Raw genomic sequence first — 25,378 nt, forward strand, 5'->3', positions numbered from 1 at the left:
TTCAGTGAGTTATCGGAAGCACCTATTCAACGAAACGCCTAGGCGCCTGCTGCCATCAACTCCAAAATCAACAAAGGCAAGGCCATGAATGCCGTTTTGGAAACTGTCGAAACCAAGCCAACTGCCGATCAGGTCAGGTGGGCACGCGAGCAAAATCCGAAGATGCGTGATCGGGACCTGGCTGATCACATCGGCATCTCGGAAGCCGAACTGGTCGCAAGTTTTGTCGGTCATGGAACGCATCGGGTCGCGCCCGATTTTGATGTCCTATTTCCCGGACTGAAGCAGCTGGGAGAAGTCATGGCTCTCACACGAAACGAAAGCGCCGTGCATGAGAAAATCGGTCCGTTCGACAAATTTATAAACGGCAAGCGTGCCGCACTTATGTTGGGTGAGCAGATCGATACTCGAATGTTTCCGTCAAACTGGGTTCACGGATTTGCAGTGGAGCGCAGTGATGGAAAAGATGTTCGCCGCTCCTTGCAATTTTTTGACGCCCACGGAGACGCGGTCCAAAAAATTCACGCCCGACCGTCAACCGACCTTGAGGCCTGGGATCGGCTTGTGACGGCACTCCTTCTTGAAAACCAGTCGCCGGGTCTGCTTCCAGAAGTTCGACAAGCCGAACCGTTTTGCCGAAAGCAGCCTTCGGAGGGTGTCGTCAGCGTGTTGCGGGACCGCTGGCAGGCCATGACGGATCCCCATCAGTTCCACGGTATGCTGCGGGATCTGGACCTCGACCGTCTTAGCGCTTTCGAGCTTGTGGGGGAGGCATGGGCTTGGCCGCTTGATCGAGGTTCTGTGCCGGCGCTCTTGCGGCTTGCTGCCTCTGAAGCCATTCCGATCATGTGTTTCGTCGGCAATCGCGGATGCATCCAGATTCACTCTGGCCGCATCAATATGGTCATCGACAAGGGGCCATGGATCAACGTTATGGATCCGACCTTTCACCTCCATCTCAGAACAGACCACATTCACGAAATATGGGCCGTCAGAAAACCCGCGGATATCGGACACGTGACATCTGTCGAGGCTTTCGACAGGGAAGGCCGGCAGGTCATCCAATTCTTCGGTGTGCGCGGGGAAGGCAATGCGGAGCGCTCGGATTGGCGAGGTCTTGCTGAAAATCTCCCAAGGTCAGACCGGTCACTTACCCTGGGAGCAGCGGAATGAAAAAGCACTCGCTTTCAAAACTGTGCAGCTATGTCGCAGCAGTCGCCTTGACCGTCATGGCGCTGTTCGCGCCGAGCAAACATATTTTCGCTGATAGTGCCTCAAGCGGCAATGCAAGCCGCGTTGTGTCGGTCGGTGGGTCGGTGACAGAGGTTGTCTATGCGCTTGGAGAACAGAACCGACTGATCGCCAGGGATACAACAAGCGTGTTTCCGGATCAGGTGAACGACTTGCCGAATGTCGGGTACATCCGGGCATTGTCACCGGAAGGAGTTCTGTCTGTCGATCCTGACCTGATCCTGATGCTGGAAGGCAGTGGACCACCAGAGGCGGTTGAAGTGCTCAAATCAAGCGGTGTCTCGATTGCGACGATACCGGAGGAGTTTACCGCCGCTGGCATCGTCGGCAAGGTTCAGGCTGTTGGCAAAGCGCTTGGTGTTCCGGAAAAAGCGGACGCCTTGTCCCTGAAAATTGCTGCCGATCTTGAAGCTGCACAAGAAAACGCTTCGGGCAAAGCTTCAGGAATGCGCGTTCTGTTCATTCTGTCGACCCGAGGTGGCCGGATCATGGCCGGTGGTGTGAATACGGAAGCCGATGGCATTCTTTCGTTGGTGGGGGCTGAGAATGCGGTCTCCGACTTTGCGGGCTATAAGCAATTGAGCGATGAGGCAATCGTCAGTGCCGCACCGGATGTTGTTCTGATGATGACGCGGGCAGGAGACCACGGGGCAAGTCCGGAAGAGCTTTTGGGCATCCTGCCTTGGCCCAAACACCAGCAGCAACGCATAATCGGCTTATCAGAATGAGGGGGCAATACCTGCTTGGCTTTGGCCCACGAACCGCAGATGCGATCAGAGAGCTGTCGCAAAAGCTGGCAGACTACCGAGATTGAGCGTGGCAATGAATGACGCAATTGCCCGGCGCAGAATTCTGGCAAAGCCCCGCTCATTCATCTCGATGGGCTTCAGGGCCGGTGACCGGGAGCCGCTGGCAAGGGCTGCAACGCTTCTGCTCGCGGCGGCGACCCTTGGTGTGATGGTGGCAAGTCTCGCGATCGGTCCGATTGCCGTTCCGATCCTGGACATGCTCCCCAAAATGTCAGTTGCCCTGTTGAGTGCTGATCGCGGGATTCCGGAGGGCATTTCTCCACGGGACTGGATTGTGGTCATGGATATCCGCTTGCCGCGTGTTCTTCTGGGGGCTCTAGTTGGCGCTGCACTAGCGGTATCCGGTGCGGTCATGCAAGGGCTCTTTCGCAACCCGCTGGCGGACCCTGGCATTGTTGGCGTATCGGCAGGGGCAGGGTTCGGTGCGGCATTGTTCATCGTTCTTGGCGGGTCCGTCCTGTCACCGGTCATGACCCTTCTGGGGATCTATGCACTGCCTCTTGCAGCATTTGCCGGAGGCTTGATGACAACACTTTTGCTTTATCGCATCGGCACCCGAGGCGGGGTCACGTCGGTTGCGACGCTGCTGCTCGCCGGTATCGCTCTCGGCGCGCTGACGGGCGCTATGACGGGCCTGCTCGTTTACGTGGCCGATGACCAGCAGCTCCGAGACTTGCAGTTCTGGGGTCTGGGGTCTCTTGCCGGTTCGAACTGGAACAAACTTGCGTCCGCGGCCCCCATAATCCTGGCGATGCTGGTCTGTGTTCCATTCCTGGCCAGAGGTCTCAATGCGCTTATCCTTGGAGAAGCAGCAGCAGGACATATCGGGATCCGGGTTCAGAGGCTTAAAAATGCGAGTATCCTCATGGTGGCCGGAGCCACAGGCGCATCAGTCGCCGTCAGTGGTGGCATCGGCTTTGTCGGTATCGTTGTGCCTCACCTTCTCAGGCTTACCATTGGTCCGGACCACCGTTACCTGCTGCCGGCCTCGGCCTTTTTGGGTGCGGCACTACTGATTGCCGCCGACACGCTCGCCCGCACCATCGTTGCTCCTGCGGAATTGCCGATCGGCATCATCACGGCTTTTGCCGGCGCCCCGTTCTTTTTGTGGATCTTGTTGCGCAAACGCGGACTGATGGGTTTTTCATGAAAGTTTGCGTATGACACTCTTGAACCGTTCCACCGATCCTGAGACGGAAACACTGCTTCTGATTTCGGGCGTGGGCGTGAACGCAGGCCGGATCGAAATCGTCAAAGAGGTCTCGTTTAGCGCAGTGGCAGGCGAAGTTCTCGCCATTATCGGCCCAAGTGGGTCCGGAAAGACCACCTTGATGAGAGCGATGACGGGAGAAAGCGCTTATCGCGGGTCGATCGAGCTTGCAGGACGGCAGGTCCGCGAATTGGGCCCCGGCGCCCAAGCCGATCTTCGGGGCGTCCTGCCACAAAATTCTCAGATCTCGTTTCCTCTCAACGTCACAGAAGTCGTCAGCCTCGGGTTTCTCAGCCATCGGCCAGAGCGTGTTGACCGCGGCCCGCGGGTGAAAGAAGCCCTTGCCAAGGTTGGATTGAACGGCTTTGAAGGACGGATCTATCAGGACCTGTCAGGTGGAGAACAGCAACGCGTCCAACTCGCCAGAGTCTTGGTTCAGGTGTGGGACCCAGTCCCGATGGACGGCCCTGCGCACTGGCTGTTTCTGGACGAGCCTGTGTCCAGCCTCGACATAAAACACCAGTATCAAATCATGCAATTGGCCAGGGACTATGCAGACAGCGGTGGCGGCGTTGTCACCGTCATGCACGACCTGAATCTAACCCTCGCGTTTGCAGACAAGGTTCTTGTAATGAAAGACGGATATGGCCTTGCCTTTGGACGTCGAGAAGAGGTCATGACAGCGGAGCTTTTGTCGACCGCATACGATTTTCCGTTAAAGATGACTGCAAACGAAAATGGTGAGGACCCTCTGGTCACACCTGAACGCTTCCGATCGCGCCCGAGACTGGCGGAACCCACTGAGTGATATCAGCCTGCCGGCATCCGCCGCTCGGGACTTGCTTTGCCCGAACCACCTTCGATGTAGTTCAGAAGTGTGTCGGCAACACCGATTGCTGCAATCTGAGCGACGGCTTCTGCAAACGCACTCAAAAAGCTGGCGTTCTTGCCAAGAGGACCAAACAGGTCGGGCATTTCGAATGGTTCTCCGCCCTGTTTGAACACTCTTACGGCCCAGCTTGTCAGCAGAACTGAATTGCCGTCTTGCAGCTCGATTTTATTGCCGGTTTCATCTTCACCGAGGCAATACCGGCACCAAAGGGCGGTTTCCAGGGCAAGCCCGTCAACGGACTGTTTCTTGTCGAGGCGTTCCTGGATCGTCGGCAGGATGAATTTCGGCTGCCGGTTGGAACCGTCGAAACAAAGCCTGGGGATCGTATCGCCAACCGCCGGGTTCGAAAACCGGGTCATCACGGTTTCCAGGTAGGACTGAAAACTGACCCCTTGAATAGGAGGAACGGTCGGGATCACTTCCTCCTCCTCAAGTTTGCGCAAATAATTTCGGATCAGCGGATCATTCATCGCGTCGTGGACAAAATAGTGGCCAAGCAATGCTGCCGGGTAGGCTATGGCCGCGTGACCTCCGTTCAATATCCGGAGTTTCATGAGCTCATAGGGAGCGACATCCTCAACGAATTCGACGCCGACTTTTTCCAGCGGCGGCCGGCCGCCGGGAAATTTGTCTTCCAGGACCCACTGCCGGAAGGGCTCGCAGACAACAGGGGCGGCATCTTCAAGATCGAAAGTCTCTGTAACCAGGCGACGTTCGCGATCACCTGTCGCCGGAGTAATGCAATCGACCATTCCGCTTGGAAACGCGACGTTGGCTCTGATCCAGGTACTTGTTTCCGCAGAAAGCGCGTCAGCAAAGCCAACAACCGCCTGTTCTGTCACATGGCCGTTTTCCGGAAGGTTGTCGCAGCTCATAACCGTGAAGGGCGCAAGTCCGATATCCCTGCGTTTCAAGAGCGCCGCGACAAGAATGCCGAAGACTGTTTTCGGATTGGCTGGGTCATGAAGATCGGCCAGAATTTCTGGATGCCCGGCATCGAAACCACCGGTATTCGGGTCAACGAAATACCCGCCTTCAGTGATTGTCAGAGACACGATACGTATGGCTGGATCGGTTAGGCGCGCAATGAGCGCTACAGGATCTACTTCGACAAAGTCGACCATCGCTCCGCATACCCGGGCATTCAATCCTTCCGGTTCCAGTTCGACTATTGTCGTCAGCCAATCCTGTTCAGCGAGCCGGGCACGCATGACTTCGTCATAAGGTTTCAAGCCCGCACCGACGATTGCCCAGTCGTGGCCTTCGCCGAGCTGAAAGAGATTATCCAGGTAAACAGCTTGATGAGCTCGGTGGAAATTGCCAACGCCGACATGGAGAATGCCTGCCGTGAGATCGGCCCGGTCATATGTCGGACGGCCGATCCTCTCCGGCAGGGATGAGAGCACAGTGTTGTTCAGTTTTTGTGTCATTGGTCAGCTCATCCAGTTGCCGCCATCGACGTTGTAGGTTTGAGCGACGATGTAGTCAGCATCAGGTGTTGCCAGGAAAACCGCCATCCCGGTGAGGTCGTCTGCCGTGCCCATGCGGCCGAAAGGCACTGCGGCACCCACGGAAGCCTTCTTTTCGCCCGGCTTCAGTCCTTCATGTTTTGCAAAGAGGGCATCGACACCGTCCCAGTGCTCTCCGTCCACGACGCCTGGAGCGATCGCGTTGACGTTGATGCCGTGGCGGATGAGATCGAGGCCCGCGGATTGGGTCAGACTGATCACGGCAGCCTTGGTGGCGCAATAAATGCCCACGAGCGGTTCACCGCGCCGGCCGGCCTGACTTGCCATATTGATGATCTTGCCGCCCTTGCCACGCCTGATCATGGATTTGGCGGCGGCTTGCAGTGTGAAGAGTGTTCCTGCGACATTGATGCCGAAGAGCCGGTCGTAGCTTTCTCTTGTAATCTCGACAATCGGTGCGAGATCGAAGAGGGCGGCGTTGTTGACCAGAATGTCGAGGCCGCCGGTTTTCTCCTCAATCGACGAAATGGCGGCGTCAATGGAAGACTGGTCAGTGATGTCGAGTTCGACCGCATAGGCGTTCGGTCCGATATCACGTGCCGCCGCCTCGGCTCCGGCCAGATTGATGTCGCCGATGGCGACAGTCGCACCTTCCGCCACGTAGCGTTCGGCAAATGACTTGCCGATGCCACGCGCGGCGCCCGTAATCAGCGCAGATTTTCCATCAAGTCGTTTCATGCCATTCTCAGGCCCTGATTGTCGAAGCGATGGATCTTCTCAGGATCGGGCGTCAGATGAACGATATCACCGTGCCGCAATGCGACTTCGCCGGAAGAGCGCACTGTCAGGGGCTCATCAAGACCTTCAATATCGACATAAAGGAAAGTGTCTGAACCCAGATGCTCCGATACTCCGACCTTGCCTTGCCATTTGCCTTCAGTTGCCGAGACACTGAGATGTTCCGGACGAACGCCGATGGTGGTCGCGTCGAATTCCGCAGCATAGCCACCCATCAGAAAGTTCATCTTCGGGGACCCGATAAAGCCCGCCACGAACTTGTTCTTGGGGGTGTGATAAAGGTCCAGCGGCGATCCGACCTGTTCGATGACACCTGCCTGCAACACGACGATCTTGTCTGCCATGGTCATGGCCTCGACCTGATCGTGGGTCACATAGATCATCGTGGTTTCAAGCGACTGGTGAAGTTCCGATATCTCAAGCCTCATGTTGACACGCAGTGCGGCGTCGAGGTTTGAAAGCGGTTCGTCGAAGAGAAACGCCGCGGGCTCACGGACGATTGCCCGACCGATTGCCACACGTTGTCTCTGGCCGCCGGACAGCTGGCCCGGACGGCGCTCCAGATAGTCCGTCAGGTTAAGAACCTTGGCTGCGGCCTCGACCTTTGCGTCCTGGGCGGCCTTGTCGAGGCCGGCCATGCGAAGCGGAAAGGCGATGTTCTTCCGCACCGACATATGAGGGTAGAGCGCATAGGACTGGAACACCATCGCAAGTCCCCGTTTGGCAGGCGGAACCTCTGTTGCATCCCTGCCATCGATGTTGATTTCGCCCGATGTCGTGTCCTCCAGTCCGGCGATCAGCCTGAGGAGAGTTGACTTGCCGCAGCCTGAAGGCCCTACGAAGACGACGAACTCGCCATCGTTGATCTGAAGGTCTAACGGAGGGATCACCTGGACATCGCCGAAGCTTTTGGTGATTTGGTTGAGAGTTATCTGGCCCATCTTGGGAACTCCTATTTAACCGCGCCGAAGGTGAGACCGCGAACCAGCTGTTTCTGGCTGAACCATCCGAGGATCAGGATGGGTGCGATCGCCATGGTCGAAGCTGCGCTCAGCTTGGCGTAGAAAAGACCTTCCGGGCTGGAATAGCTGGCAATGAAGGCGGTGAGGGGCGCTGCTTTTGCGGCGGTCAGGTTCAAGGTCCAGAACGCTTCGTTCCAGGCCAGGATGAAGTTGAGCAGCATCGTGGAGGCAATTCCGGGAATGGCCATCGGCGTGAGGATGTAGAGAATTTCCTCTTTCAGCGATGCGCCATCCATCCGCGCAGCTTCCAGAATTTCGCCCGGGATCTCCTTGAAGTAGGTGTAGAGCATCCAGACGATGATCGGCAGGTTGATCAGCATCATCACGATGGTCAAACCTGTTCGTGTATCGAGAAGACCCAGCTGGATGAACAGGAGATAGATCGGATAAAGTACACCGACCGCCGGAAGCATCTTGGTCGACAGCATCCACATCAGGATGTCCTTGGTGCGCTTGGACGGCACGAAGGCCATCGACCATGCCGCCGGAATGGCGATCATAAGGCCGAGTACGGTCGAACCGCCGGCTATGATCACCGAGTTCCAGAGAAAGCGCATGTAGTCTGATCTTTCCTGGACGACCGCATAGTTTTCCAGCGTCCAGTCGAAGAAAAGGAACAGCGGTGGGTCGTTGATCGCCTGAGCCTCTGTCTTGAAGCTGGTCAGGATGGTCCAGAGGATCGGGAAGAAGATCAGAAACCCGATTGCCCATGCGACGGCAGTGTTGATCGTCTTGCGGCGGGTAGTGACAGAGCGTGCCATGTTTTTCCCTCCTCAGGTGTCCAGGTTTTTGCCGACGATGCGCATCAGGAAGATGGCAACGATGTTGGCAAGGATGATTGCGTAGACACCACCGGCAGATCCGAGGCCGACATTCTGACTTTCCAGAACACGCTGGAAGATCAGGTAGGTCAGTGTGCGGGTGCCGAAGGCGCCGCTTGTGGTCACGAAAATCTCTGCAAAGATCGCCAGCAGGAAGATCGTCTGGATCAACACGACGATTGTGATGGCACGTGACAGGTGCGGCAGGACAATGAAAGCGAAACGCGACAGGGGCGGTGCCCCGTCCATTTCGGCTGCCTCAAGCTGCTCACTGTCGAGCGACTGGATTGCTGTCAACAGGATCAGAGTGGCAAAGGGCAGCCATTGCCAGGACACGATCAGGATAATCGAAAACAGCGACAGGTCGCTCAGCCATTCAATCGGCTGTGCGCCAAAGGCCTTCCACAGATGAGCGAACAGGCCGTTCACCGGATCCATGAACATGTTTTTCCAGACGAGTGCCGAAACGGTCGGCATCACGAAAAATGGTGCAATCACGAGAATGCGGACGATGCCCTGGCCCCACATGGGCTGATCCAGAAGCATGGAGAGCAGGACCCCGAAAAAAATCGTGATGATCAGGACGCCGCCGACAATGATGAGTGTCGTTTGAACACTCGGCCAAAAGGCACTGGAAGAGACGAAACGGACATAGTTGTCGAAACCGGTCCAACCAAGGTCTCCGCCGCGGAGCGGAAGGTATCTCTTGAACGAAAATACCAGGGTCATGGTGAGCGGAATAAGCATCCAGCCGAGAAGCAGAATGACTGCAGGAGCCATCATAATGCGGGCGGCGGAGCGGGAGTGCTGGGTAGCCATGGACACACCTTCTCTGTTGACGGCAGAAGTTTACCGTGACGAGCGGGGCTATGGGGAGCAGGTGGGTGGTATAAAAGGGAGGGCGGAAGTGCTCCGCCCTCGCAGTCGGGGAGGAAACCCTTAGTAGCCGGCGGCTTCCATTTCCTCAGCCGTGTTCGCTTGAGCTTTTGCAAGCGCTTCATCAACGGTCTGCTGACCGGCAACCATTGCGGAGAATTCCTGACCGGCTGCAGTGCCGATACCAGCCCATTCCGGGATAGCGACATACTGAATGCCGACATAAGGAACCGGTTTGACAGTCGGGTTGTCAGGATTGGCCGCGTTGATGCTTTCAAGCGTCATCTTGGCGAACGGGACCTTCTGGTACTCCGGGTTCTCGTAGAGCGATGTACGCGCTCCAGGAGGTACATTGGCCCAGCCTTCCTTGGAAGCAACGAGCTCGATGTATTCCTTTGAGGTTGCCCATTCGATGAACTGCTTGGCAGCTGCCTCTTTCTGGGTGCCTGCCGGAATGGCGAGTGCCCAGGCCCAGAGCCAGTTCGAACGTTTATCAACGCCTTCCTTGTTCGGCGCGAGAGCGAAGCCGACCTTGTCAGCAACCGTGGAGTCGTTCGGGTTAGTCACGAAGGATGCCGCAACAGTCGCGTCGATCCACATGCCGCACTTGCCCTGCTGGAACAGAGCCAGGTTCTCGTTGAAGCCGTTGGTGGACGCACCCGGAGGGCCGTAGCTGTTCAGAAGGTTGTTATAGAAGCTGACAGCCTCTTTCCACTCAGGTGTGTCGAGCTGCGGCTTCCAGTTTTCATCGAACCAGCGTGCACCGAAGGAATTGGCTACGGTGGTGATGAACGCCATGTTCTCACCCCAGCCGGCCTTGCCGCGCAGGCAGATGCCGTAGACTTCGTTGTCCTTGTCCGTCATGGCCTTGGCAGCGGCTTCGACGTCGCCCCATGTCGGAGCATCCGGTATCGTGACACCGGCTTTTTCCAACAGGTCCGTGCGATACATTATCATGGACGACTCGCCGTAAAACGGTGCCGCATAAAGGCTGCCGCTATGGCTCAGTCCGGCACGCATTGCGGGCAGGATATCGTCTTTGTCATATTCGGCAGGCAGGTCGTCGAGCGAGACAAGCCACTCATTTGCCGCCCAGATCGGGGTCTCGTACATGCCGATGGTCAAGACATCGAACTGACCGCCCTTCGCGGCGATGTCCTGAGTGACGCGCTGGCGCAGGACATTCTCTTCAAGCGTGACCCACTCGACCGTATGACCGGTCTTTGCCGTGAAGTCTTCCGTCAGACCCTGCATACGGATCATGTCGCCATTGTTCACGGTCGCGATCGTAATCGTTTCCGCAAAGGCGCTGGTTGTTGTGATCAAAGTAAGTGCTGTGACCGCACGTAATGCGTTCTTCAAATACATCCTATGTCCTCCCTGGCTTGGATGTTGGCCAAACCTTGAGGCAATAATTACCCGGCGTCAAGAAAAATTTGCGCGCGTAAAATTTTAGGCGGACGCGCGTAACACCAAACGTGCCGCGAACAGGGTTTCCTGGCGGTCGTTAAAGGTGCCGCCGGCTTCGATCAGGTCATTTAATGTCGCAAAGGCGTGGTTCGCCACTGAATCGTAGTCATGCGCTGCCGTCGTCAGCGAAGGGCAGGTGAACTTGGAGAAAGGGTGATCGTCATGCGATGCGACCCGCATTGCGCAGCCTTCCCCGCGTCCAACCCGGAAACCTTTTTCGTAACAGGCAGATAGAAGGCCGATTGCCAGGCGGTCATTGCTGCAAAGGATCGTGTCGGTTGGAAATCCGTGCACCTCCAGGATCCGGAGTGCGCCCTGGCGGCCAATCTCTTCAAACGCCCATCCTTCGCCTTCAACTTTGACCACATGAGGCTCAAAACCGAGCCTGTCCATCATTTCAAGGTAGGCGGCTCGACGCTTGTTTGCGTTCGGGTTTGCGGGCGTGGTCATCTCGAAAAAGCAGGGAGGCTCGCCCGACCGTGTCAGGTACTCAACAGTCTGCGACACGAAACTGAAATTGTCCGAGCCGACAAACGCCTCGCCAATCCCTTCAATATTACTGTCGAACAGAACGGTGGGGACGTCCTTGCAGAACTTTTCAATATAGCTGTGGTCCGACGCTCGGCCGAGCGGCGCAAGCAGCACTCCTGCCGGTTTCAGGGAGCGCAGGCTTCCGAGTATGTCATTCTCAAGACTTTGTTGACCGTGAGAGCTGAACAGGGTGGGCCAATAGCCGGCGTCAATGCAGCGCCGTTCAATGTTTCGAGCTATTTCGGCGAAAAAGGGATCGGCAAGATAAGGAACAACAATCCCGATATTCTTGGTCAGCCGGCGGTTCTGATTGATGGCAAAGATGTTGGGGCGGAAATCATAGCGTTCAAGCGCTTGCTCTATCCGTTCACGTGTTGACTGGCGCACGCTGTCAGGATCATTGAAGTATTTTGAAACAGTTGGTCTGGAGATCCCGCTGACGGAGGCAAACTCCTCCATGTTCCTGATTTTTCGATCCGTCATTTGTTGCCTTGACGCTCCGCCCATTATCGGTTCTGGTCAGGTTCTTACCGCTAACGGAGCGACAAAAACTTTCCGCGAGTAAAATTTTATATTTACAATAGGAACTTTGTCGTGGCCGGGTCAAGAAACTAGGTCGTCAAAAATAGCCGGCTATCCCATCAAATTCTCATGATTGCAGGGAAAACCGGCCGCACTATCAGATGTTTACGTCACATCGCCGGAAGAGACTGGTTGAAGGCAGGTGTCTCTGCATTCGAGGTGCAAACTGAGTTTGGGGACAATCGCTTTGTCAGCCGAACCAGCGCTTCAGCCAGCGCCGGAAGCCGCTTGTGGCCTCGTTGGCACGTTGTTGGGCATTTGCCTTGGCCTGTTCAGCGTTCTCTCCGACATCATCCATAAAATCATCGATCCCTTCGACAACAGGATCAATGCGCTTTTTCTTGAAAACGCTCATGGTGCGGAGCACGAGCAGCGCGAGCGCTGACAGCACGAGGATAAAGATGATGCTGAACCAGGGCACCAGGAGAACGTCCGGACCTTCCACCTCTTCGATATCGATTGCGTTCGGAAAGATCGTGAACAGTTCAATGCGCCAGCCGTAATGCGTGACGGCAATCCAGACCTCACCCTCTTTCTTGGCCAGGTCCTGCGCTTGCGCGGTGATGTTGCTGGAATCGAACTTGAAATAGGGCGGCCAGCCCCAGTCGGTGTCCTCGTTGCGGTAAACGCGAGGTTTGCCGTCCGGCCAAACCGTGTTGATGAAGCGAACATCCCTGGTCCAGTTTGAGTTGGTGCCCGCATCGGGGGCGGCCCAGAACCAGGACGAAGAGCCGATGTCCATTCGTTTTACATCCGTGCCGACGATCCGCACGATATCGCGGCCCGGCAAAGTGTAGTGGGCGAATACCACGATGATCAGCACCAGCGGGATGCCAATGATCCATTTAAGATACTTGATCAATCGTCGTCGTCCTCGTCGTCATCATCGTCACGGGTCTTGGGTATGGCTCCCCAGGGGCCCATGTTCTGACCGAAACCGAAATCCAGGTGGTCTTCCTGCATTCCCGGTTCTGCTCCGAACAGTTCTTGGCGCGTGCCGGCCTTGTCAACCATATATTCTTCGGCAAGAAATTGTGCGACGAAGGTCTTTTTGGGTTCGCTCCAGGTTCGGTACTGGTCGTAGAACGCATCCTTGTGACAGATGAATAGTTGCCTGAAATCGAGTGGCGTCAATTCAGCCAAGAGCCTGTTGACCACCAGCTTGTCCTGGTGATCGCTTGACCTGAAAAGATAAAAGAAGGCCGGATCGTCCGGATCCGGCCAGCTGACTTTTCTGCCGGCGGCCATTCGGCGCACGGTGCTTTCCAATGCATGGTAAGCCTCTGGCAGTTCGGCATGGTACTTTCGCTTGAGGTTGCGCAGGTCTCGCCGTGAGATTTCCGAAAGGTCTTCACCAAGCGATGCGGCCAGGTCGATTGCGATGAAATCGAGTTTCTGGTTGAGGATGTCAATTGCATCGGCACCCAAAACGTCGTGGATGGCCTCGATCAAACCGTTCCTTGTCAGGTAGGTTGCGATCGCTTTGCGGTCCCGAAGTGTCAGCACATACTTGACCGGCAGATCGGAAACGATGTCCACATTTTTGGACGCAACGCACGCGGTACGTTTCACGTCGCGGAAAACATAAAGCCCGCCATAGTGCGAGGTGTGGAAGTTCCCTTCGTCAAAACTTTGCGGTTCCAGCTTCAGCGGTGTGCGGATGATGTCGCCCGTATGTTTGGACAATTCGATCATCTCGGCAATCAGCACATCGTCCCACCAACCATCCGGCTCGCTCATGAACGCATGGATCTTTGACGAGAGTTCGTCGCTGGCCGCAACGTGCGCGCCGACAGTGTCAGCTTCGATTTCGATCTGGCGAATGTCAAAAAGATCCAGCGGCGAGCGGATCGTATATACCGTGTTCAGCAGTTCACCCACCACCGCATCGTGCAATGTCAGCGCAAACAGCTGCTCTTCATTCCGGTCGATGTAACGCCGCAAAATGGTGCGGGAGAAGGAAAAGTGGGCGTTGAGCAAGGGTGCTGTCTTTTGGGCGGTCGACAAGAAGATGAACAGCCGGTTGCACCCGTGCGGATTGAGATAGTTCGGATCGTCCAGCTCGTCACCGATCTCCGGCGAAAACCCGGAGATGTCGATATGGAACTCCTCCAGTTTTGTGGTCTTTCCAGTCAGATGCTCCAGGGCACGGTTGTACCGGCGCACCATGGATGGCGACGTTACCTCCACGAGATTGCCGAACATCAGCCCATGTCTGACCAGACGCATCATAGGCGGGACGTCTCCAGGAAGCGCTTCTTGGCTTCTTCCATACGCTGCATGTCTCTCACAGCGTTTTCGATTGCGGCCTCGTCCGACTTGTCTGCGTAACGGAACTCGCTGTCGGCGTAGCGATTGATCTCCTGGATAACCATCTCGATCGTGATCGGTTGCGCCAGCTCCGCGATCATGGACTTCTTGGTCTCATAGTCCTTGAACAGGAAAAGGTCCGGGTTCTCCATCCATTCGTCCGGCAATTCGAAGTCCATCGCGCGGACCTTGACAGCGTCGGTGATGTTCTTGATCGCACGACCCGTGAAACGCTCGTCTGCTTCTTGAATGGCTTTCAGGTATGTGCCCAGTTTGGCAATGGTATCCAGCGCCCCGATATCGGAACTGATCTTCTGAAACACGTTCAGCAACGCGTCTTCCTGCGGCTGCGAATGGCTGTCATAGGACGCCGCCACGGCTTTCTTGATTGCCTGGGCTTCAAAGAGGTCGTGGTTGCCTACAGGGATCGTGTGGTTCTTGCCCATCAACAGATGCAAGATGTCGATATAGTCTTCACGGCTCTGTGGTCCGTCGACCAGAAAGCGGGCACCGGCACGCTGACGCAAGGCATCGTCGACATTTTCCGGATAGTTGGAAAACATCCCGAATGTACAGTTGCCGCGCACAACCGTATTAGCGCCGGCAAAGCTTTCCATCAAAACTGCCGTTATCTCCAGCTGACCGGCAGATGACTGCCGGTCGCCGCGCTTGCCTGCAAGCTGGTCGATGTCGTCAATCGTGCCGAAGCCGATTACATTCGGGTCGGTCACATTGCGGATGAAAGCCTTGGCGTTCTGGGCCGACTTGCCCTGGTAACTGTCGATGCTTTCCGTTGACAGGTTCTCGTAGCGGAACGGATATCCGGCCACCACACAATATTCATTGACCATGCCGGCCATCATCTGAATGAGCGTGGTTTTACCGGTGCCCGGTTTGCCGTCGCCCATGAAGGTGAAAATGAAACCTCCCAGCTCGGCAAACGGGTTCAGTTTGCGCTCAAAATCATAAGCCATCAGCATTTTTGAGAGCTTCATAGCCTGGTATTTGGCAATGTGATTGCCGACGACTTCCTCGGGTTTCTTGAAGGCCATCGTCAATGTCGTCGTGCGGGCCCGCGCCGATGGCGTGAAGCCGGTAATCTCAAAATCGTCGGCCTCAACCCGATAACGGTCATCTGAGAAGGGCTTCAAAGACGTATTGCCCTCTGCGCGCAGAGTCACCTTTTCCATCAACTGTTCGCAGAACGAGGTGATCAGAGCCACGAGTTGATTATCGGTTTCAACTCCTGCTGAGGCGATTTCCTGGTCGAGCTCCCAGAGGACGCCGTGTAGAGCGAGTTGATCGTTGTCGATCAGGATTTCTTCAACTTCGCCGCACTGGATGTCGGTTTCCCCGCTCTCAGCAGCAAGGCCGGAAAGAAGAAAGTCCGTCATATTTGCGAAGACGTGGAGTGAAATCAGAGACGAGGCGGAAAGAAGTTCCTGAAAGCGCACCTTGTGAGAAGCGTCGAGTGTACCGGCTAGATTGGAGCGTTTGAGGTCTGCAAGGCCTGTCTGTTCGGAGAACTGGTCTGAGGTTACATGCGCCACGGAAAGCGCACGGCGAAGGGCGCGCAAGATGCTTGCCTGCGTCGGCGTCGTCAGAACATCGTCGTCGCTGTCAAGGATGCGCGCCGTCAGCTGGACACCTTCAGGACGTGCTGTTGACCGGGTGACCAGGCCCGGAGTGGTCGAGCGAAACCGGCGCCGGCGACCCAACCCGGGCGAGCGTTCAGGCACCATGTCTGGTTCGCGTCTTGCGGCAATGCGCGGGGTGTGGTCGAACCCTTCAAGCAAGGCTTCCGCAATCTTGTATTTTTCGCGGATCTTGTCTTCTTTCAGTTCCATGAGGTCGTTGGTCAGGGTCACGCGAAAAACCTACCTGTAGCTAAGAATTTTGCCATTCGGACTGACGGCATATTTGCGGATAGGGGCGAACCCAGGTGGGTCGAGTTCTTCCAGCACCTGGTACGGACGTTGAGGCAAGATCAGAGATCGCTGCTGCTGTGTGTGGCCTGCAGTGCCCGTGTCTTCCTGGGCAGTCGCTGCAAGCGGATCCAGCTGAAAAATCTGGCGTTCCACGGTAGAGAAAAAGCCGCCGGGTTCATATTCGATATTGGCAGCCAGCAACGTTTCCGTAGTCCAGGCAAGTGCCCAGTCTTCACCCGGTTTTTGCCCGGCCTGTGCCAGAACTTCACGCAAGGGGCCAGATTGTTGAGTGAAGGTGTGGCTGTACATCGGGCCAACGAAAAAACGTCTCAGGCGTTTCGGGTGTATATCGTCGAAGTCGCGGTCGAAGCCACGTGCAATGGTCAGCAGCTTCAAGGACGCGGCTGATTGGGCCATGAGATGACTTTGGACGCGGGGCCATCGACGCTCGTCCTTGGCCAGCGGTCGCCTGCCGGTGTCTTCAAGGTCTAGAATATAGATCAGCGGGATGTTCTGCTGACTGTCATAAACTGCCCAGTGCAGCCGGTATCGACGCCGTTTGTCGCTCAGATTTCCGGACCATGCGATCCTGGGATCATTGCGCGCCCAAAACAGTTGGCCATTGGCCAGTTCATCATAATACTGACGTTCGGAGGCTGCGAATTGCAGGTTTACCGGAACAGTATTCTCCTGAAGGATATGGTTGACCATCGCCAGTTTCAGGTCGCGCATTGTCGGCAACGATCTTAGATGGTTTTGCGCCTGCATGGCATCATTGGCCATTTGCAGAAGCTCCTGGTAGACCGGAAAGCCGCTGTCCTGACGATCGATACTCAGAAGATGAGGTAACTTGTCAGAAACCCGTCCGGCCAGCAGGTACTTATAGGAAAGCGCCGTGAAGGTTCCTGACAGCCTGTCTAGATAGGCCTGCAGGATCGGGACTTCGCTTGCCAGGGCCGTGTTCTCGGACACAACACTGTCTGCCACGCCCTTCAAGTGCGAGATGATGCGCTCAAACTTGGCGAAGTAGCGCCGCGTTTCATGCGCTTCTTCCAATGTCCTGTGATCAAGGGTCAGGTCCAAGGCTCAGCCCTCAAGACCTAGGCGCCATAGGCGTTTTTGTCGTGCTTGTCGACGATCTGCTGGAACCGGCGAGCAAACCGTTCGTCCGATTTTGCCTTTTCTTCCAGAACTTTGCGGGCAAACACCATGTGATCTTCGTGTGCTTCCATCATGTCCGCCATACGCTGGTTTGTGGCAGATCCGATGGCGGCCATGGCAGATTGCGCTTCCTTGTCGGTCGCAACGCCGATCTCGTTGATCTTGTGGGCGATGTCCTGCTGCTGAGCGGTCTTCAGGGACTTAACAAGGGCATCATAAAGAACCACGCGCTGTTTGGTATCCGTCTGCAGCTTGTTGATCAGGACCATCTGGGTTGCGGCCTGGTTCTGCAGGCTGTCGACCCAGGTTTTGCCTTTTTCGATATAGCGTTCAAGCGTCTGGCTTTCTGCCAGCTTGACCTGTTCTTCCTGAGCAAGGCGATTGTACTCAGCATTTTTTTCCGCAAGCTGACTCTCCAGTTTGGTGCGTTCTGCGGCATCGGTTTCGACGGAGATCTTGTTTTCAAGGGAAATGATGTCCGGGTCCATGGCCAGGATCTTCGCCTTGATGTCTTCGAGCGCCCCAACCGTTTCTTCGCGTTTTGAGAGTGTTTCGCTCAAATTGGTTTCAACGCGCTTGCTGTGTTCGTTCAAGGTGTTGAGCTGTTCCTGCAGCAACTGTCCGATAACGTTGGACTTGGTGATCAAATCCTGCAGCTTGTCGTCGATGCTGGCGCTGCGCATCCGTTCCTGACGAATGCTGTCAGACCGTGCCTTGGAAAAGATCCCGATGAAGCTTTCCCAACCGGTCTTGGACCGCATGGCGTCGAAGTCCTTGGAGAAGGTCGCCGTCACATCGTCAAGCCCCATAATGAGTTCGGCAATGTTGGCGCCCATCAGTTCGGTGTGCGCGTGCACGTCATCCAGTGTGGCGTTTTCGATGTCGATGGAAATGTCCTGGCCGGCATCGAGTTTCGTGCGCGCCGTTTCAATTTTTGAGGTCAGTTCGTCAATCTTCTGACGGGCCGCCGCCACTTCTGTTTTAGACTTTTCAATCTGCGCGTTGAAATCCGCCATTTGACCATTCCCGAAATTGATAATTTTTACGTCTTCTATTTAACAACTCTCCATGGAAATACAATTACAAGGCGCTATCTTCCGCCGGTTAACCCGATTGCAAATCCGGTTGCTGGGTTTGCGTTGTCGTTCTGACTGAATCGCTTTATTGCAGAGTGACTTTCGCAGGCATTGATAAGTGTTATGGCTCGTCCAACAGCGATGGATACACGTCAAGTGACTGAGACAACTTCGGTAATTCAGCCGGGAAAGCTGTTGATATGGCAAAACTGATTGACGTATGTCAGTTCGTTGCGCGACATTGATCTCCTGAAGGAGGAGTGATGGTCAAGCCGACAGTGCATGATATCGCGCGCGAGGCCGGCGTTAGTCTGTCGACGGTCGACCGGGTTCTCAACGGCCGTGCTGACGTGCGGCCAAAAAATGCCGAACGGGTCAAGGCGGCTGTCAGAAAACTCGGATATGTGCGGGATACCAACGCGGCCAATCTTGCCAAGCAAAGGCGATATAGATTTGCATTCGTATTGCCGGAAGGCCCCAATCATCTGGTTGAAACCATTGTGGCTGCCATTCACGAGGCGACATGGGCGCAGGTTGCAGACCGAACCGAATTCCGCATCCTGTCCGTCAATGCCGCGGACCCGCATGCTGTCGTCGACAATCTGAAGGCACTCGATCTGTCATCACTCGACGGTGTTGCGATCATGGTTCCCGAAACCCCGCAGGTCCGCGACGCGATTGCGCATATCAAGAGCGCTGGCATCTATGTTGTGGCGCTTGTCTCCGATTTGCCGAATTCGGGATGCGATTATTTTGCCGGTATAGACAACTTTTCAGCTGGCAAAACCGCCGGTGCACTCCTTGGAAAGTTCCTGCGAAACGAAACAGGCAGCATTCTCGTCGTCACCAATTCAATGGTCGCTCGTGACAGTATCGAGCGCCGTTTCGGGCTTGATGAAGTGCTTTCGGGCGAGTTCCCCCATCTCAAGACACTGCCGACAATCGAGTTTCATGATGACGCGGAGCGTATCCGGGAGACATTGGGTCATGCCGTGCGTTCCAATCCCGACCTCAAAGCGGTCTATTCGATGGGGTCCGGCAATGCGGCCATGCTGGATGCTCTGAGGGCTCAATCCGGGTTGAGCGATCTGATCGCAATTGCGCATGACTTGACCGCCGTGACGCGTCAAGCGCTTCTCGACGGTGAGCTTGACGCGATTATCGCCCAGAATGTCGGTCATCTCGTCCGCAGTGCGATCCGTGTCCTGCGGGCCAAATGTGATGGCGCCGACATCTATGAAGCGCAGGAAAGAATCCGCATCGAGATCATCATGCGCGAGAATCTCTATTGATTTTTGAATTTTGATCTACCGACTTTTTTCGGTTTAGGTGAAATATTTCAATGCACTAAATCAAATCTCGGGGCGGATTTTGGTCATTCTTGAATCAAAAAGAAAGACGTATGTCAGTTTTTGTGTTGACCAGACATACGTATGTCAATTACCGTCGGCGCGCACTTGGAGGAGTGCGTTGCCCCGGCAGGTGCCGGCGCACCACCAATTCGGGAGGATTACATCCATGAAAACTGCGAAGTTATTCGCGGCGACCGCATTTGCCGCCATGAGCGGGCTTTCTGTCTCCAACGCACAGGCTGCCGAGTTGACGCTTTGCTGGGCCGCCTGGGATCCGGCGAACGCTCTCGTCGAGCTGTCGAAGGAATTCGAAGCGGAGTCCGGCCACACAATGAAGTTCGAGTTTGTGCCCTGGCCGAACTTTGCCGACCGGATGCTCAATGAATTGAATTCGGGTGGTAAGCTTTGCGACCTGCTGATCGGCGACAGCCAATGGATCGGCGGGGGTGCGGAAAACGGCCATTACGTCAAGCTGAACGAGTTCTTCGACAAGGAAGGCATCAGCATGGACGATTTTGCTCCGGCAACCGTCTATGCCTATTCAACGTGGCCCAAAGGCACGCCGAATTACTACGCGCTTCCTGCAATGGGCGACGCCAACGGCTGGTTCTATCGCAAGGACTGGTTTGCCCTTCCTGAAATTCAGGAAGCTTTCAAGGCGCAGCATGGGCGTGATCTGGCGCCTCCGAAGACACAGGCAGAACTTCTTGAGATTGCCCAGTTCTTCCAGGGCCGCGAGATCGACGGTCAGACACGCTACGGCGCTGCGATCTTCACCGAGCGTGGGTCCGAAGGCATCACCATGGGCGCAACAAGTGCCATGTATCCTTTCGGTTTCAAATATGAAATGACCCCCGGCAAGTACGACATGGAAGGGGCGGTCAATTCGCCCGAAGCTGTTGCCGGGCTTGAGTTCTACAAAGAACTCTACAAGACCGGAACGCCTCCGGGTTACACCGACAGCTACATGGAACAGTCGCTTGATGCCTTCAAATCCGGTCAGGTGGCAATCGCCATGAACTGGTTTGCCTTCTTCCCCGGTCTCTACGCAGATCCGGACATCGGCGGCGACAAGATCGGTTTCTTCGTGAACCCGGGACAAAACAAGGAAGCCTCGACGCTAGGCGGGCAGGGTATCTCCGTTGTGGCCTATTCGGAGAACCAGGATGCGGCACTTGAATACATCAAGTGGTTTGCTCAGCCATCCGTTCAGAAGAAATGGTGGGATCTTGGCGGCTATTCCTGTCATGTGAGCGTTCTGAACGATCCGGGTTTTGCCGACAGTGCCCCCTTTGCGTCCGACTTCCTTCTCGCCATGGATGGCGTCATGGATTTCTGGCAGGAACCGGCCTATGCCGAGTTGTTGCTGGCTATGCAGAAACGTCTTCATGACTACGTCGTCGCCGACCAGGGAACGGCCAAGGAAGCTCTCGACAAACTGATCGGGGACTGGACCGAGACCTTCGAAGATGAGGGCAAGCTCTAAGCGAGCGAGAACCGCAGGCAGCCGCGTCCAAGGTGGCTGCCTGTCATTGAAAGTCTGGCCCGAGCGGGCTGACCGAATGCGCGCCCGGCCCGCAAGGGAAGCTCCGGTGCGTCCAACGCATCCTGCACAGGTCAGCCTCTTTCATTCTATGGACCTTAAGAAGGGCGTCTTATGTCCGACACTCCCATCGACCGCATAGCCAAGGCGACACCTCCAGGTGTCGCCGGCAAAATCAAAGGGCTTTCTGATCGCGCGATAGCGTGGCTGTTTGTTGCTCCGACGATCTTCCTGCTGCTTGCGGTGAATATTTTTCCGTTGATCTGGACGATCAATCTGAGCTTCACGAATTTTCGCGCCAACAGGCCAAACAGGGAAGTCGATTACATCGGGCTGCGCAACTACGAGCGCATCCTGACGGATGGCGACATCTGGCTGACGATGCAGGCAACGGCTCACTTCCTGTTCTGGACGATCTTCCTTCAGGTTCTGATCGGCTTCACCCTTGCCTGGCTGATCAATCGCAAGTTCAAGGGGAATGATCTCTGGACGACGCTGATCGTCCTGCCGATGATGCTGTCTCCGGCAGTGGTCGGCAATTTCTGGACGTTTCTCTATCAGCCGCAGATCGGCCTGTTCAACTACGGAATCTCCTTTCTCACCGGCGTCGATCCTTCCTCTTTCCAGATGATCGGCGATGTCGCTCTCGCGCCCTGGGCAATTGTGATTGTCGACACCTGGATGTGGACGCCTTTCGTCATGCTCATTTGTCTGGCGGGGCTCCGGTCGATACCTGACTATATCTATGAAGCAGCGGAAATTGACCGCGCCAGCCGTTGGCGCCAATTCTGGACGATCACCGTTCCAATGGTGCTGCCGTTCCTGATGCTGGCTGTGCTCTTCCGCGGCATCGAGAACTTCAAGATGTTCGATCTGGTCGTCCAGCTGACAGGTGGCGGCCCCGGTTCGGTCACGGAACTCACCTCCATCAACCTGAAGCGCGAAGCCTTCGAGAAATGGCGAACTGGATATGCGTCCGCCTACGCGATCATCCTGTTCGTGACTGTGTTCGGTCTGGCTTCGATCTACGTGAAGGCGCTTAACAAGGTGAAAGAAAGATGAGCAGCTATTCCATCACAGAACCGTCTGCGCGACAGAAGTGGGTGGCCGGCTCTCTTGTCATTGCTTACGCGGTAATCACGCTTCTGCCGCTTGTCTGGATCCTGACAACAGGCTTCAAGTCGCCGAACGACGCCATTGCCTATCCACCGAAAGTGGTCTTCGAGCCTTCCCTGGAAGGGTACGTGAACCTTTTCACGACGCGAACACGCGTCACTCCGGAACAGCTGGAAGCGCTTCCGCCACCTGCGACCTGGTACGAGGAAATCGTGCGGGACCGTGACATGGTGATTGCCGGTCCGTCCCGCTACGGCGAACGCTTCCTCAATTCCGTGATCATCGGCTTCGGATCCACTTTTCTGTCGGTTTTCCTGGGAACGCTTGCCGCCTATGCCTTCTCGCGTTTCAAGGTGCCGTTGAAGGATGATCTCCTGTTTTTCATCCTGTCGACCCGGATGATGCCGCCAATTGCCGTCGCCATTCCCATCTTCCTGATGTTCCGCACCCTGGGGCTCTCCGACACGCATCTCGGCATGATCCTGCTCTATACGGCCGTGAACATTTCTCTGGCCGTCTGGCTGCTCAAGGGCTTCATCGACGAAATCCCGAGAGAATACGAGGAAGCGGCGCTGATCGACGGCTACACGCGGTTCCAGGCCTTTTACAAAGTGGTGTTGCCACAGGCGGCAACCGGGATCGCATCAACAGCCATCTTCTGTCTGATCTTTTCCTGGAATGAATATGCCTTTGCAGTTCTGCTGACATCGGGTACGGCCCAGACAGCCCCTCCATTCATCCCGACCATTATCGGTGTCGGCGGCCAGGACTGGCCGGCGGTCGCAGCTGGGGCAACGCTGTTTCTGGTTCCGGTCATGGTTTTCACGGTTCTTCTCCGCAAGCATCTCCTGCGCGGCATAACCTTCGGAGCGGTACGCAAATGAGTGAATTTGTCAGCGGTTTGGCCCGCTTTCGCCGCGGGTCGTGGGAAATGCTCGCATCCATCCTGATCGCGGTCGGCGTGATCATGCTGATGCAACCGCTTTTCCTCTGGGCCTACACCTATTCCTTCATAGTCACGCTGACCGGAACGGTGATGTTCATCGTTGTCAGCCATTTTCCGGAGTAACCGTCATGGCTGAAATCGTGATCAGGAACCTCAGAAAGGAATTCGGCGACTTCACGGCCGTGCAGTCTTCTTCCTTCAAGATCGAGGACGGCGAGTTCTTCATGCTGCTAGGCCCATCCGGCTGCGGCAAGACAACGACCCTGCGCATGATCGCCGGGCTGGAACTGCCAACCTCGGGCGAGATCTATATCGATGGGGAGGAAGTTGGGCAGAAACCGGCGAGCAAACGGGACATCGCCTTTGTCTTCCAGATGTTTGCGCTCTATCCGCACATGAATGTGCGCAAAAACATCAGCTATCCATTGATCAGTCAGGGCATGCCCAAGAGCCAAGTGAAAGAGAAGGTCGGCGAAGTCTCCAGGATCCTGGGGATCGAGGACATTCTCGACCGCCCGGTTGGCGGCCTTTCCGGTGGCGATCGCCAGCGTGTGGCGTTGGGCCGGGCGATTGTCCGCGATCCCAAGGCGTTCATGATGGACGAGCCGCTTGGGGCTCTTGATGCGGAATTTCGCGAACGGATGGCAGAAGAGCTGCGTGCACTGCACGACAGGATGAACGCCACCACGGTTTACGTAACGCATGATCAGCTGGAAGCCATGCAAATGGGTGACAAGATTGTCGTCATGAATCATGGCGTGATCGAGCAATTCGGCACGCCACAGGACATCTACGACAAGCCTGCCTCCATGTTCGTTGCGGATTTCATAGGGTCGCCCTCGATGAATTTCCTGCGTTTCCACGGTGAGGTTCATGCAGGCTCTTCGTCGGTGCAGATGCATCATGAGGATCTGGCTGTTCCGATGCTTCAAGAGCCTTTTGAGGGCGACATGGTCTTCGGTATCCGGCCTGAGCACATATCCTTGACGGACAATGCCGGTTTCCGCAGCGAGGTTCTTGCAGCTGAGTATCTCGGCACAACACAAATCGTGACGCTTAGATCGGCCAGCGGAGAACTGAAAGCCCGGATACCGTCCGACAAAAAAGTGCGTGCAGGTGAACATGTCGGGCTGGACTTCAACGGGTCCACGGTAACCCTGTTCGACAACCAGTCGGGTCGCGCATTGAGGTCCTCACTGAACGAAGGAGTGCTGGCCCATGGCTGAGGTTAAACTTGCCAATCTGTCAAAGGCATTCGGTGACACGCAGGCCGTTCACGATGTCACGATGACGATCGCAAACGGGGCTTTTGTGACCCTGCTTGGACCGACCGGAGCCGGAAAGACCACAATCTTGCGTCTGATCGCGGGTCTGGAGCAGCCCGATCAGGGTGACATCATGATCGGTGGTCGTTCCGTGGCCAGCGACACGCCGGCACAGCGCAATGTCGCCATGGTTTTTCAGCAGTATTCGCTGTATCCGCATCTCAGCGTGCGTGACAATCTGGCATTTCCGCTTCGCTCGCCCTTGTTGAAGACGCCCAAAGAGGAAGTCGACAGGAAAGTTGCGGAAGTGGCGGATGTCCTGAAGATTTCCCACAAGCTCAACAACAAGGCGACCAATCTGTCCGGCGGCGAAATGCAGCGCGTATCGATAGGTCGCGCCCTTGTGCGCTCGCCTTCCATCTATCTTATGGATGAGCCGCTGAGTTCGCTCGATGCCAAGCTGAGATCGGACCTCAGGATAGAACTGAAGCGCATTCAGGAAAGCCTTGGCGCCACGATGCTCTATGTGACGCACGATCAGATCGAGGCGATGACCATGGCAACCCATGTCGGGGTGCTCGACGAAGGACGCCTCGTCCAGTTTGGAACGCCGCGGGAAATCTACGAAGACCCGGTCAATCTTTATGTCGCCGGACGTTTGGGACAACCGCGGATCAATGTGTTGCCAGCCGACATGTTCGCCGGAGCGCCGTCGGGTGCCAAAACCATCGGGCTTCGTCCGGAGCACATTGCGCAAGGTGAGGGAAAACCATCGCAGATCAGGCGCGTTGAGCATCTCGGCGACCAGACACGCCTGCATTTGTCGCTTGAAGGGCATGAGATCGTCACGTTGTCGGAAAACCGCGCGACATATGAAGCCGGCGACACGCTTGCCATCCAGCCACGCAATCCACTGTTTTTTGACGCCAGCGGCGCCAGAATTGCCTGAG

General features: G+C 55.9%; 23 protein-coding genes. 11 read left to right on the forward strand and 12 right to left on the reverse strand.

The annotated features are described in order from the left end of the window. Nucleotides 1-84 precede the first annotated feature (84 nt). The 4 genes from ACZ1HV_RS20940 (at nt 85) to ACZ1HV_RS20955 (ending at nt 4,078) form a co-directional block, all read left to right on the forward strand. Nucleotides 85-1,173 carry a hemin-degrading factor gene (locus ACZ1HV_RS20940; protein WP_472716198.1) on the forward strand — a complete coding sequence of 363 codons (1,089 nt, stop codon included), beginning with the start codon at nt 85-87 and terminating at the stop codon, nt 1,171-1,173. Next, a complete protein-coding gene (locus ACZ1HV_RS20945; protein WP_472716199.1) occupies nt 1,170-1,979 on the forward strand; it encodes a heme/hemin ABC transporter substrate-binding protein in 810 nt (269 codons plus the stop codon). Before ACZ1HV_RS20940 ends, ACZ1HV_RS20945 begins: the two co-directional genes overlap by 4 nt. 94 nt (nt 1,980-2,073) lie before the next feature. Further along, entirely contained in the window at nt 2,074-3,210 is a 1,137-nt protein-coding gene (locus tag ACZ1HV_RS20950; protein WP_472716200.1) for a FecCD family ABC transporter permease, read from the forward strand. Nucleotides 3,211-3,262: 52 nt separating this feature from the next. After that, on the forward strand, nt 3,263-4,078 hold the full coding sequence (locus tag ACZ1HV_RS20955; RefSeq protein WP_472718479.1) for a heme ABC transporter ATP-binding protein: 816 nt from the start codon (nt 3,263-3,265) through the stop codon (nt 4,076-4,078). 2 nt (nt 4,079-4,080) lie between these two features. On the opposite strand, the gene ACZ1HV_RS20960 is transcribed toward ACZ1HV_RS20955, so the two are convergent. The 12 genes from ACZ1HV_RS20960 to ACZ1HV_RS21015 form a co-directional block, all read right to left on the reverse strand. After that, a complete protein-coding gene (locus ACZ1HV_RS20960; RefSeq protein WP_472716201.1) occupies nt 4,081-5,592 on the reverse strand; it encodes a mannitol dehydrogenase family protein in 1,512 nt (503 codons plus the stop codon). Nucleotides 5,593-5,595: 3 nt separating this feature from the next. Beyond that, a complete protein-coding gene (locus ACZ1HV_RS20965; protein ID WP_472716202.1) occupies nt 5,596-6,369 on the reverse strand; it encodes an L-iditol 2-dehydrogenase in 774 nt (257 codons plus the stop codon). Next, nucleotides 6,366-7,370, reverse strand: a complete 1,005-nt coding sequence (locus tag ACZ1HV_RS20970; RefSeq protein ID WP_298821991.1) for an ABC transporter ATP-binding protein — start codon at nt 7,368-7,370, stop codon at nt 6,366-6,368. The genes ACZ1HV_RS20965 and ACZ1HV_RS20970 overlap by 4 nt, the downstream gene beginning before the upstream one ends. A gap of 11 nt (nt 7,371-7,381) precedes the next feature. Continuing rightward, nucleotides 7,382-8,212 carry a carbohydrate ABC transporter permease gene (locus ACZ1HV_RS20975; RefSeq protein WP_265683222.1) on the reverse strand — a complete coding sequence of 277 codons (831 nt, stop codon included), beginning with the start codon at nt 8,210-8,212 and terminating at the stop codon, nt 7,382-7,384. Between the two features lie 12 nt (nt 8,213-8,224). Then, the gene (locus tag ACZ1HV_RS20980; protein ID WP_298821990.1) at nt 8,225-9,091 is read right to left on the reverse strand and encodes a carbohydrate ABC transporter permease; all 867 of its coding nucleotides are present in this window, start codon (nt 9,089-9,091) and stop codon (nt 8,225-8,227) included. 120 nt (nt 9,092-9,211) lie between these two features. Further along, the gene (locus ACZ1HV_RS20985) at nt 9,212-10,516 is read right to left on the reverse strand and encodes an ABC transporter substrate-binding protein (protein ID WP_298986925.1); all 1,305 of its coding nucleotides are present in this window, start codon (nt 10,514-10,516) and stop codon (nt 9,212-9,214) included. Nucleotides 10,517-10,600: 84 nt separating this feature from the next. Next, nucleotides 10,601-11,632 (reverse strand): LacI family DNA-binding transcriptional regulator, encoded by a 1,032-nt coding sequence (locus ACZ1HV_RS20990; protein WP_298821988.1) that lies wholly within the window; start codon nt 11,630-11,632, stop codon nt 10,601-10,603. 289 nt (nt 11,633-11,921) lie between these two features. Continuing rightward, complete coding sequence (locus ACZ1HV_RS20995; protein WP_298964710.1) at nt 11,922-12,593, reverse strand: DUF1523 family protein; 672 nt, start codon at nt 12,591-12,593, stop codon at nt 11,922-11,924. Continuing rightward, nucleotides 12,590-13,963, reverse strand: a complete 1,374-nt coding sequence (locus ACZ1HV_RS21000; protein WP_472716203.1) for a DUF6638 family protein — start codon at nt 13,961-13,963, stop codon at nt 12,590-12,592. The genes ACZ1HV_RS20995 and ACZ1HV_RS21000 overlap by 4 nt, the downstream gene beginning before the upstream one ends. After that, nucleotides 13,960-15,909, reverse strand: a complete 1,950-nt coding sequence (locus tag ACZ1HV_RS21005) for an ATP-binding protein (RefSeq protein WP_298964715.1) — start codon at nt 15,907-15,909, stop codon at nt 13,960-13,962. The genes ACZ1HV_RS21000 and ACZ1HV_RS21005 overlap by 4 nt, the downstream gene beginning before the upstream one ends. A 9-nt stretch (nt 15,910-15,918) precedes the next feature. Further along, nucleotides 15,919-17,052, reverse strand: a complete 1,134-nt coding sequence (locus ACZ1HV_RS21010; protein WP_298964718.1) for a hypothetical protein — start codon at nt 17,050-17,052, stop codon at nt 15,919-15,921. Between the two features lie 17 nt (nt 17,053-17,069). Continuing rightward, complete coding sequence (locus ACZ1HV_RS21015) at nt 17,070-18,146, reverse strand: coiled-coil domain-containing protein (protein ID WP_298986918.1); 1,077 nt, start codon at nt 18,144-18,146, stop codon at nt 17,070-17,072. A 323-nt stretch (nt 18,147-18,469) separates the two neighbouring features. Here ACZ1HV_RS21015 and ACZ1HV_RS21020 point away from each other — a divergent pair, with 323 nt between their 5' ends. From ACZ1HV_RS21020 to ACZ1HV_RS21050, 7 genes are all read left to right on the forward strand, one after another. Further along, the gene (locus ACZ1HV_RS21020; protein ID WP_472716204.1) at nt 18,470-19,498 is read left to right on the forward strand and encodes a LacI family DNA-binding transcriptional regulator; all 1,029 of its coding nucleotides are present in this window, start codon (nt 18,470-18,472) and stop codon (nt 19,496-19,498) included. Between the two features lie 226 nt (nt 19,499-19,724). After that, a complete protein-coding gene (locus ACZ1HV_RS21025; protein ID WP_472716205.1) occupies nt 19,725-21,044 on the forward strand; it encodes an ABC transporter substrate-binding protein in 1,320 nt (439 codons plus the stop codon). A gap of 171 nt (nt 21,045-21,215) precedes the next feature. After that, the gene (locus ACZ1HV_RS21030; RefSeq protein ID WP_152500185.1) at nt 21,216-22,163 is read left to right on the forward strand and encodes a carbohydrate ABC transporter permease; all 948 of its coding nucleotides are present in this window, start codon (nt 21,216-21,218) and stop codon (nt 22,161-22,163) included. Next, nucleotides 22,160-23,101, forward strand: a complete 942-nt coding sequence (locus ACZ1HV_RS21035) for a carbohydrate ABC transporter permease (RefSeq protein ID WP_152500186.1) — start codon at nt 22,160-22,162, stop codon at nt 23,099-23,101. The genes ACZ1HV_RS21030 and ACZ1HV_RS21035 overlap by 4 nt, the downstream gene beginning before the upstream one ends. Then, the gene (locus tag ACZ1HV_RS21040) at nt 23,098-23,286 is read left to right on the forward strand and encodes a hypothetical protein (protein ID WP_152500187.1); all 189 of its coding nucleotides are present in this window, start codon (nt 23,098-23,100) and stop codon (nt 23,284-23,286) included. Before ACZ1HV_RS21035 ends, ACZ1HV_RS21040 begins: the two co-directional genes overlap by 4 nt. Before the next feature lie 5 nt (nt 23,287-23,291). Continuing rightward, nucleotides 23,292-24,389 carry an ABC transporter ATP-binding protein gene (locus ACZ1HV_RS21045; RefSeq protein WP_298821980.1) on the forward strand — a complete coding sequence of 366 codons (1,098 nt, stop codon included), beginning with the start codon at nt 23,292-23,294 and terminating at the stop codon, nt 24,387-24,389. Next, nucleotides 24,382-25,377, forward strand: coding sequence for an ABC transporter ATP-binding protein (locus ACZ1HV_RS21050; RefSeq protein WP_298964725.1), 996 nt, complete (start codon nt 24,382-24,384; stop codon nt 25,375-25,377). The genes ACZ1HV_RS21045 and ACZ1HV_RS21050 overlap by 8 nt, the downstream gene beginning before the upstream one ends. Nucleotide 25,378: the final 1 nt, after the last annotated feature.

It is taken from the genome of Roseibium sp. JB4-4 (genome assembly GCF_055693425.1).

Excerpts from the sequence above, each read along its gene's own strand:
- ACZ1HV_RS20940 (WP_472716198.1), top strand. The coding sequence starts at position 85 with ATGAATGCCGTTTTGGAAACTGTCGAAACCAAGCCAACTGCCGATCAG.
- ACZ1HV_RS20945 (WP_472716199.1), top strand. The coding sequence starts at position 1,170 with ATGAAAAAGCACTCGCTTTCAAAACTGTGCAGCTATGTCGCAGCAGTC.
- ACZ1HV_RS20950 (WP_472716200.1), top strand. The coding sequence starts at position 2,074 with ATGAATGACGCAATTGCCCGGCGCAGAATTCTGGCAAAGCCCCGCTCA.
- ACZ1HV_RS20960 (WP_472716201.1), bottom strand. The coding sequence starts at position 5,592 with ATGACACAAAAACTGAACAACACTGTGCTCTCATCCCTGCCGGAGAGG.
- ACZ1HV_RS20965 (WP_472716202.1), bottom strand. The coding sequence starts at position 6,369 with ATGAAACGACTTGATGGAAAATCTGCGCTGATTACGGGCGCCGCGCGT.
- ACZ1HV_RS20970 (WP_298821991.1), bottom strand. The coding sequence starts at position 7,370 with ATGGGCCAGATAACTCTCAACCAAATCACCAAAAGCTTCGGCGATGTC.
- ACZ1HV_RS20975 (WP_265683222.1), bottom strand. The coding sequence starts at position 8,212 with ATGGCACGCTCTGTCACTACCCGCCGCAAGACGATCAACACTGCCGTC.
- ACZ1HV_RS20980 (WP_298821990.1), bottom strand. The coding sequence starts at position 9,091 with ATGGCTACCCAGCACTCCCGCTCCGCCGCCCGCATTATGATGGCTCCT.
- ACZ1HV_RS20985 (WP_298986925.1), bottom strand. The coding sequence starts at position 10,516 with ATGTATTTGAAGAACGCATTACGTGCGGTCACAGCACTTACTTTGATC.
- ACZ1HV_RS20990 (WP_298821988.1), bottom strand. The coding sequence starts at position 11,632 with ATGACGGATCGAAAAATCAGGAACATGGAGGAGTTTGCCTCCGTCAGC.
- ACZ1HV_RS21000 (WP_472716203.1), bottom strand. The coding sequence starts at position 13,963 with ATGATGCGTCTGGTCAGACATGGGCTGATGTTCGGCAATCTCGTGGAG.
- ACZ1HV_RS21015 (WP_298986918.1), bottom strand. The coding sequence starts at position 18,146 with ATGGCGGATTTCAACGCGCAGATTGAAAAGTCTAAAACAGAAGTGGCG.
- ACZ1HV_RS21020 (WP_472716204.1), top strand. The coding sequence starts at position 18,470 with ATGGTCAAGCCGACAGTGCATGATATCGCGCGCGAGGCCGGCGTTAGT.
- ACZ1HV_RS21025 (WP_472716205.1), top strand. The coding sequence starts at position 19,725 with ATGAAAACTGCGAAGTTATTCGCGGCGACCGCATTTGCCGCCATGAGC.
- ACZ1HV_RS21030 (WP_152500185.1), top strand. The coding sequence starts at position 21,216 with ATGTCCGACACTCCCATCGACCGCATAGCCAAGGCGACACCTCCAGGT.
- ACZ1HV_RS21035 (WP_152500186.1), top strand. The coding sequence starts at position 22,160 with ATGAGCAGCTATTCCATCACAGAACCGTCTGCGCGACAGAAGTGGGTG.
- ACZ1HV_RS21040 (WP_152500187.1), top strand. The coding sequence starts at position 23,098 with ATGAGTGAATTTGTCAGCGGTTTGGCCCGCTTTCGCCGCGGGTCGTGG.
- ACZ1HV_RS21045 (WP_298821980.1), top strand. The coding sequence starts at position 23,292 with ATGGCTGAAATCGTGATCAGGAACCTCAGAAAGGAATTCGGCGACTTC.
- ACZ1HV_RS21050 (WP_298964725.1), top strand. The coding sequence starts at position 24,382 with ATGGCTGAGGTTAAACTTGCCAATCTGTCAAAGGCATTCGGTGACACG.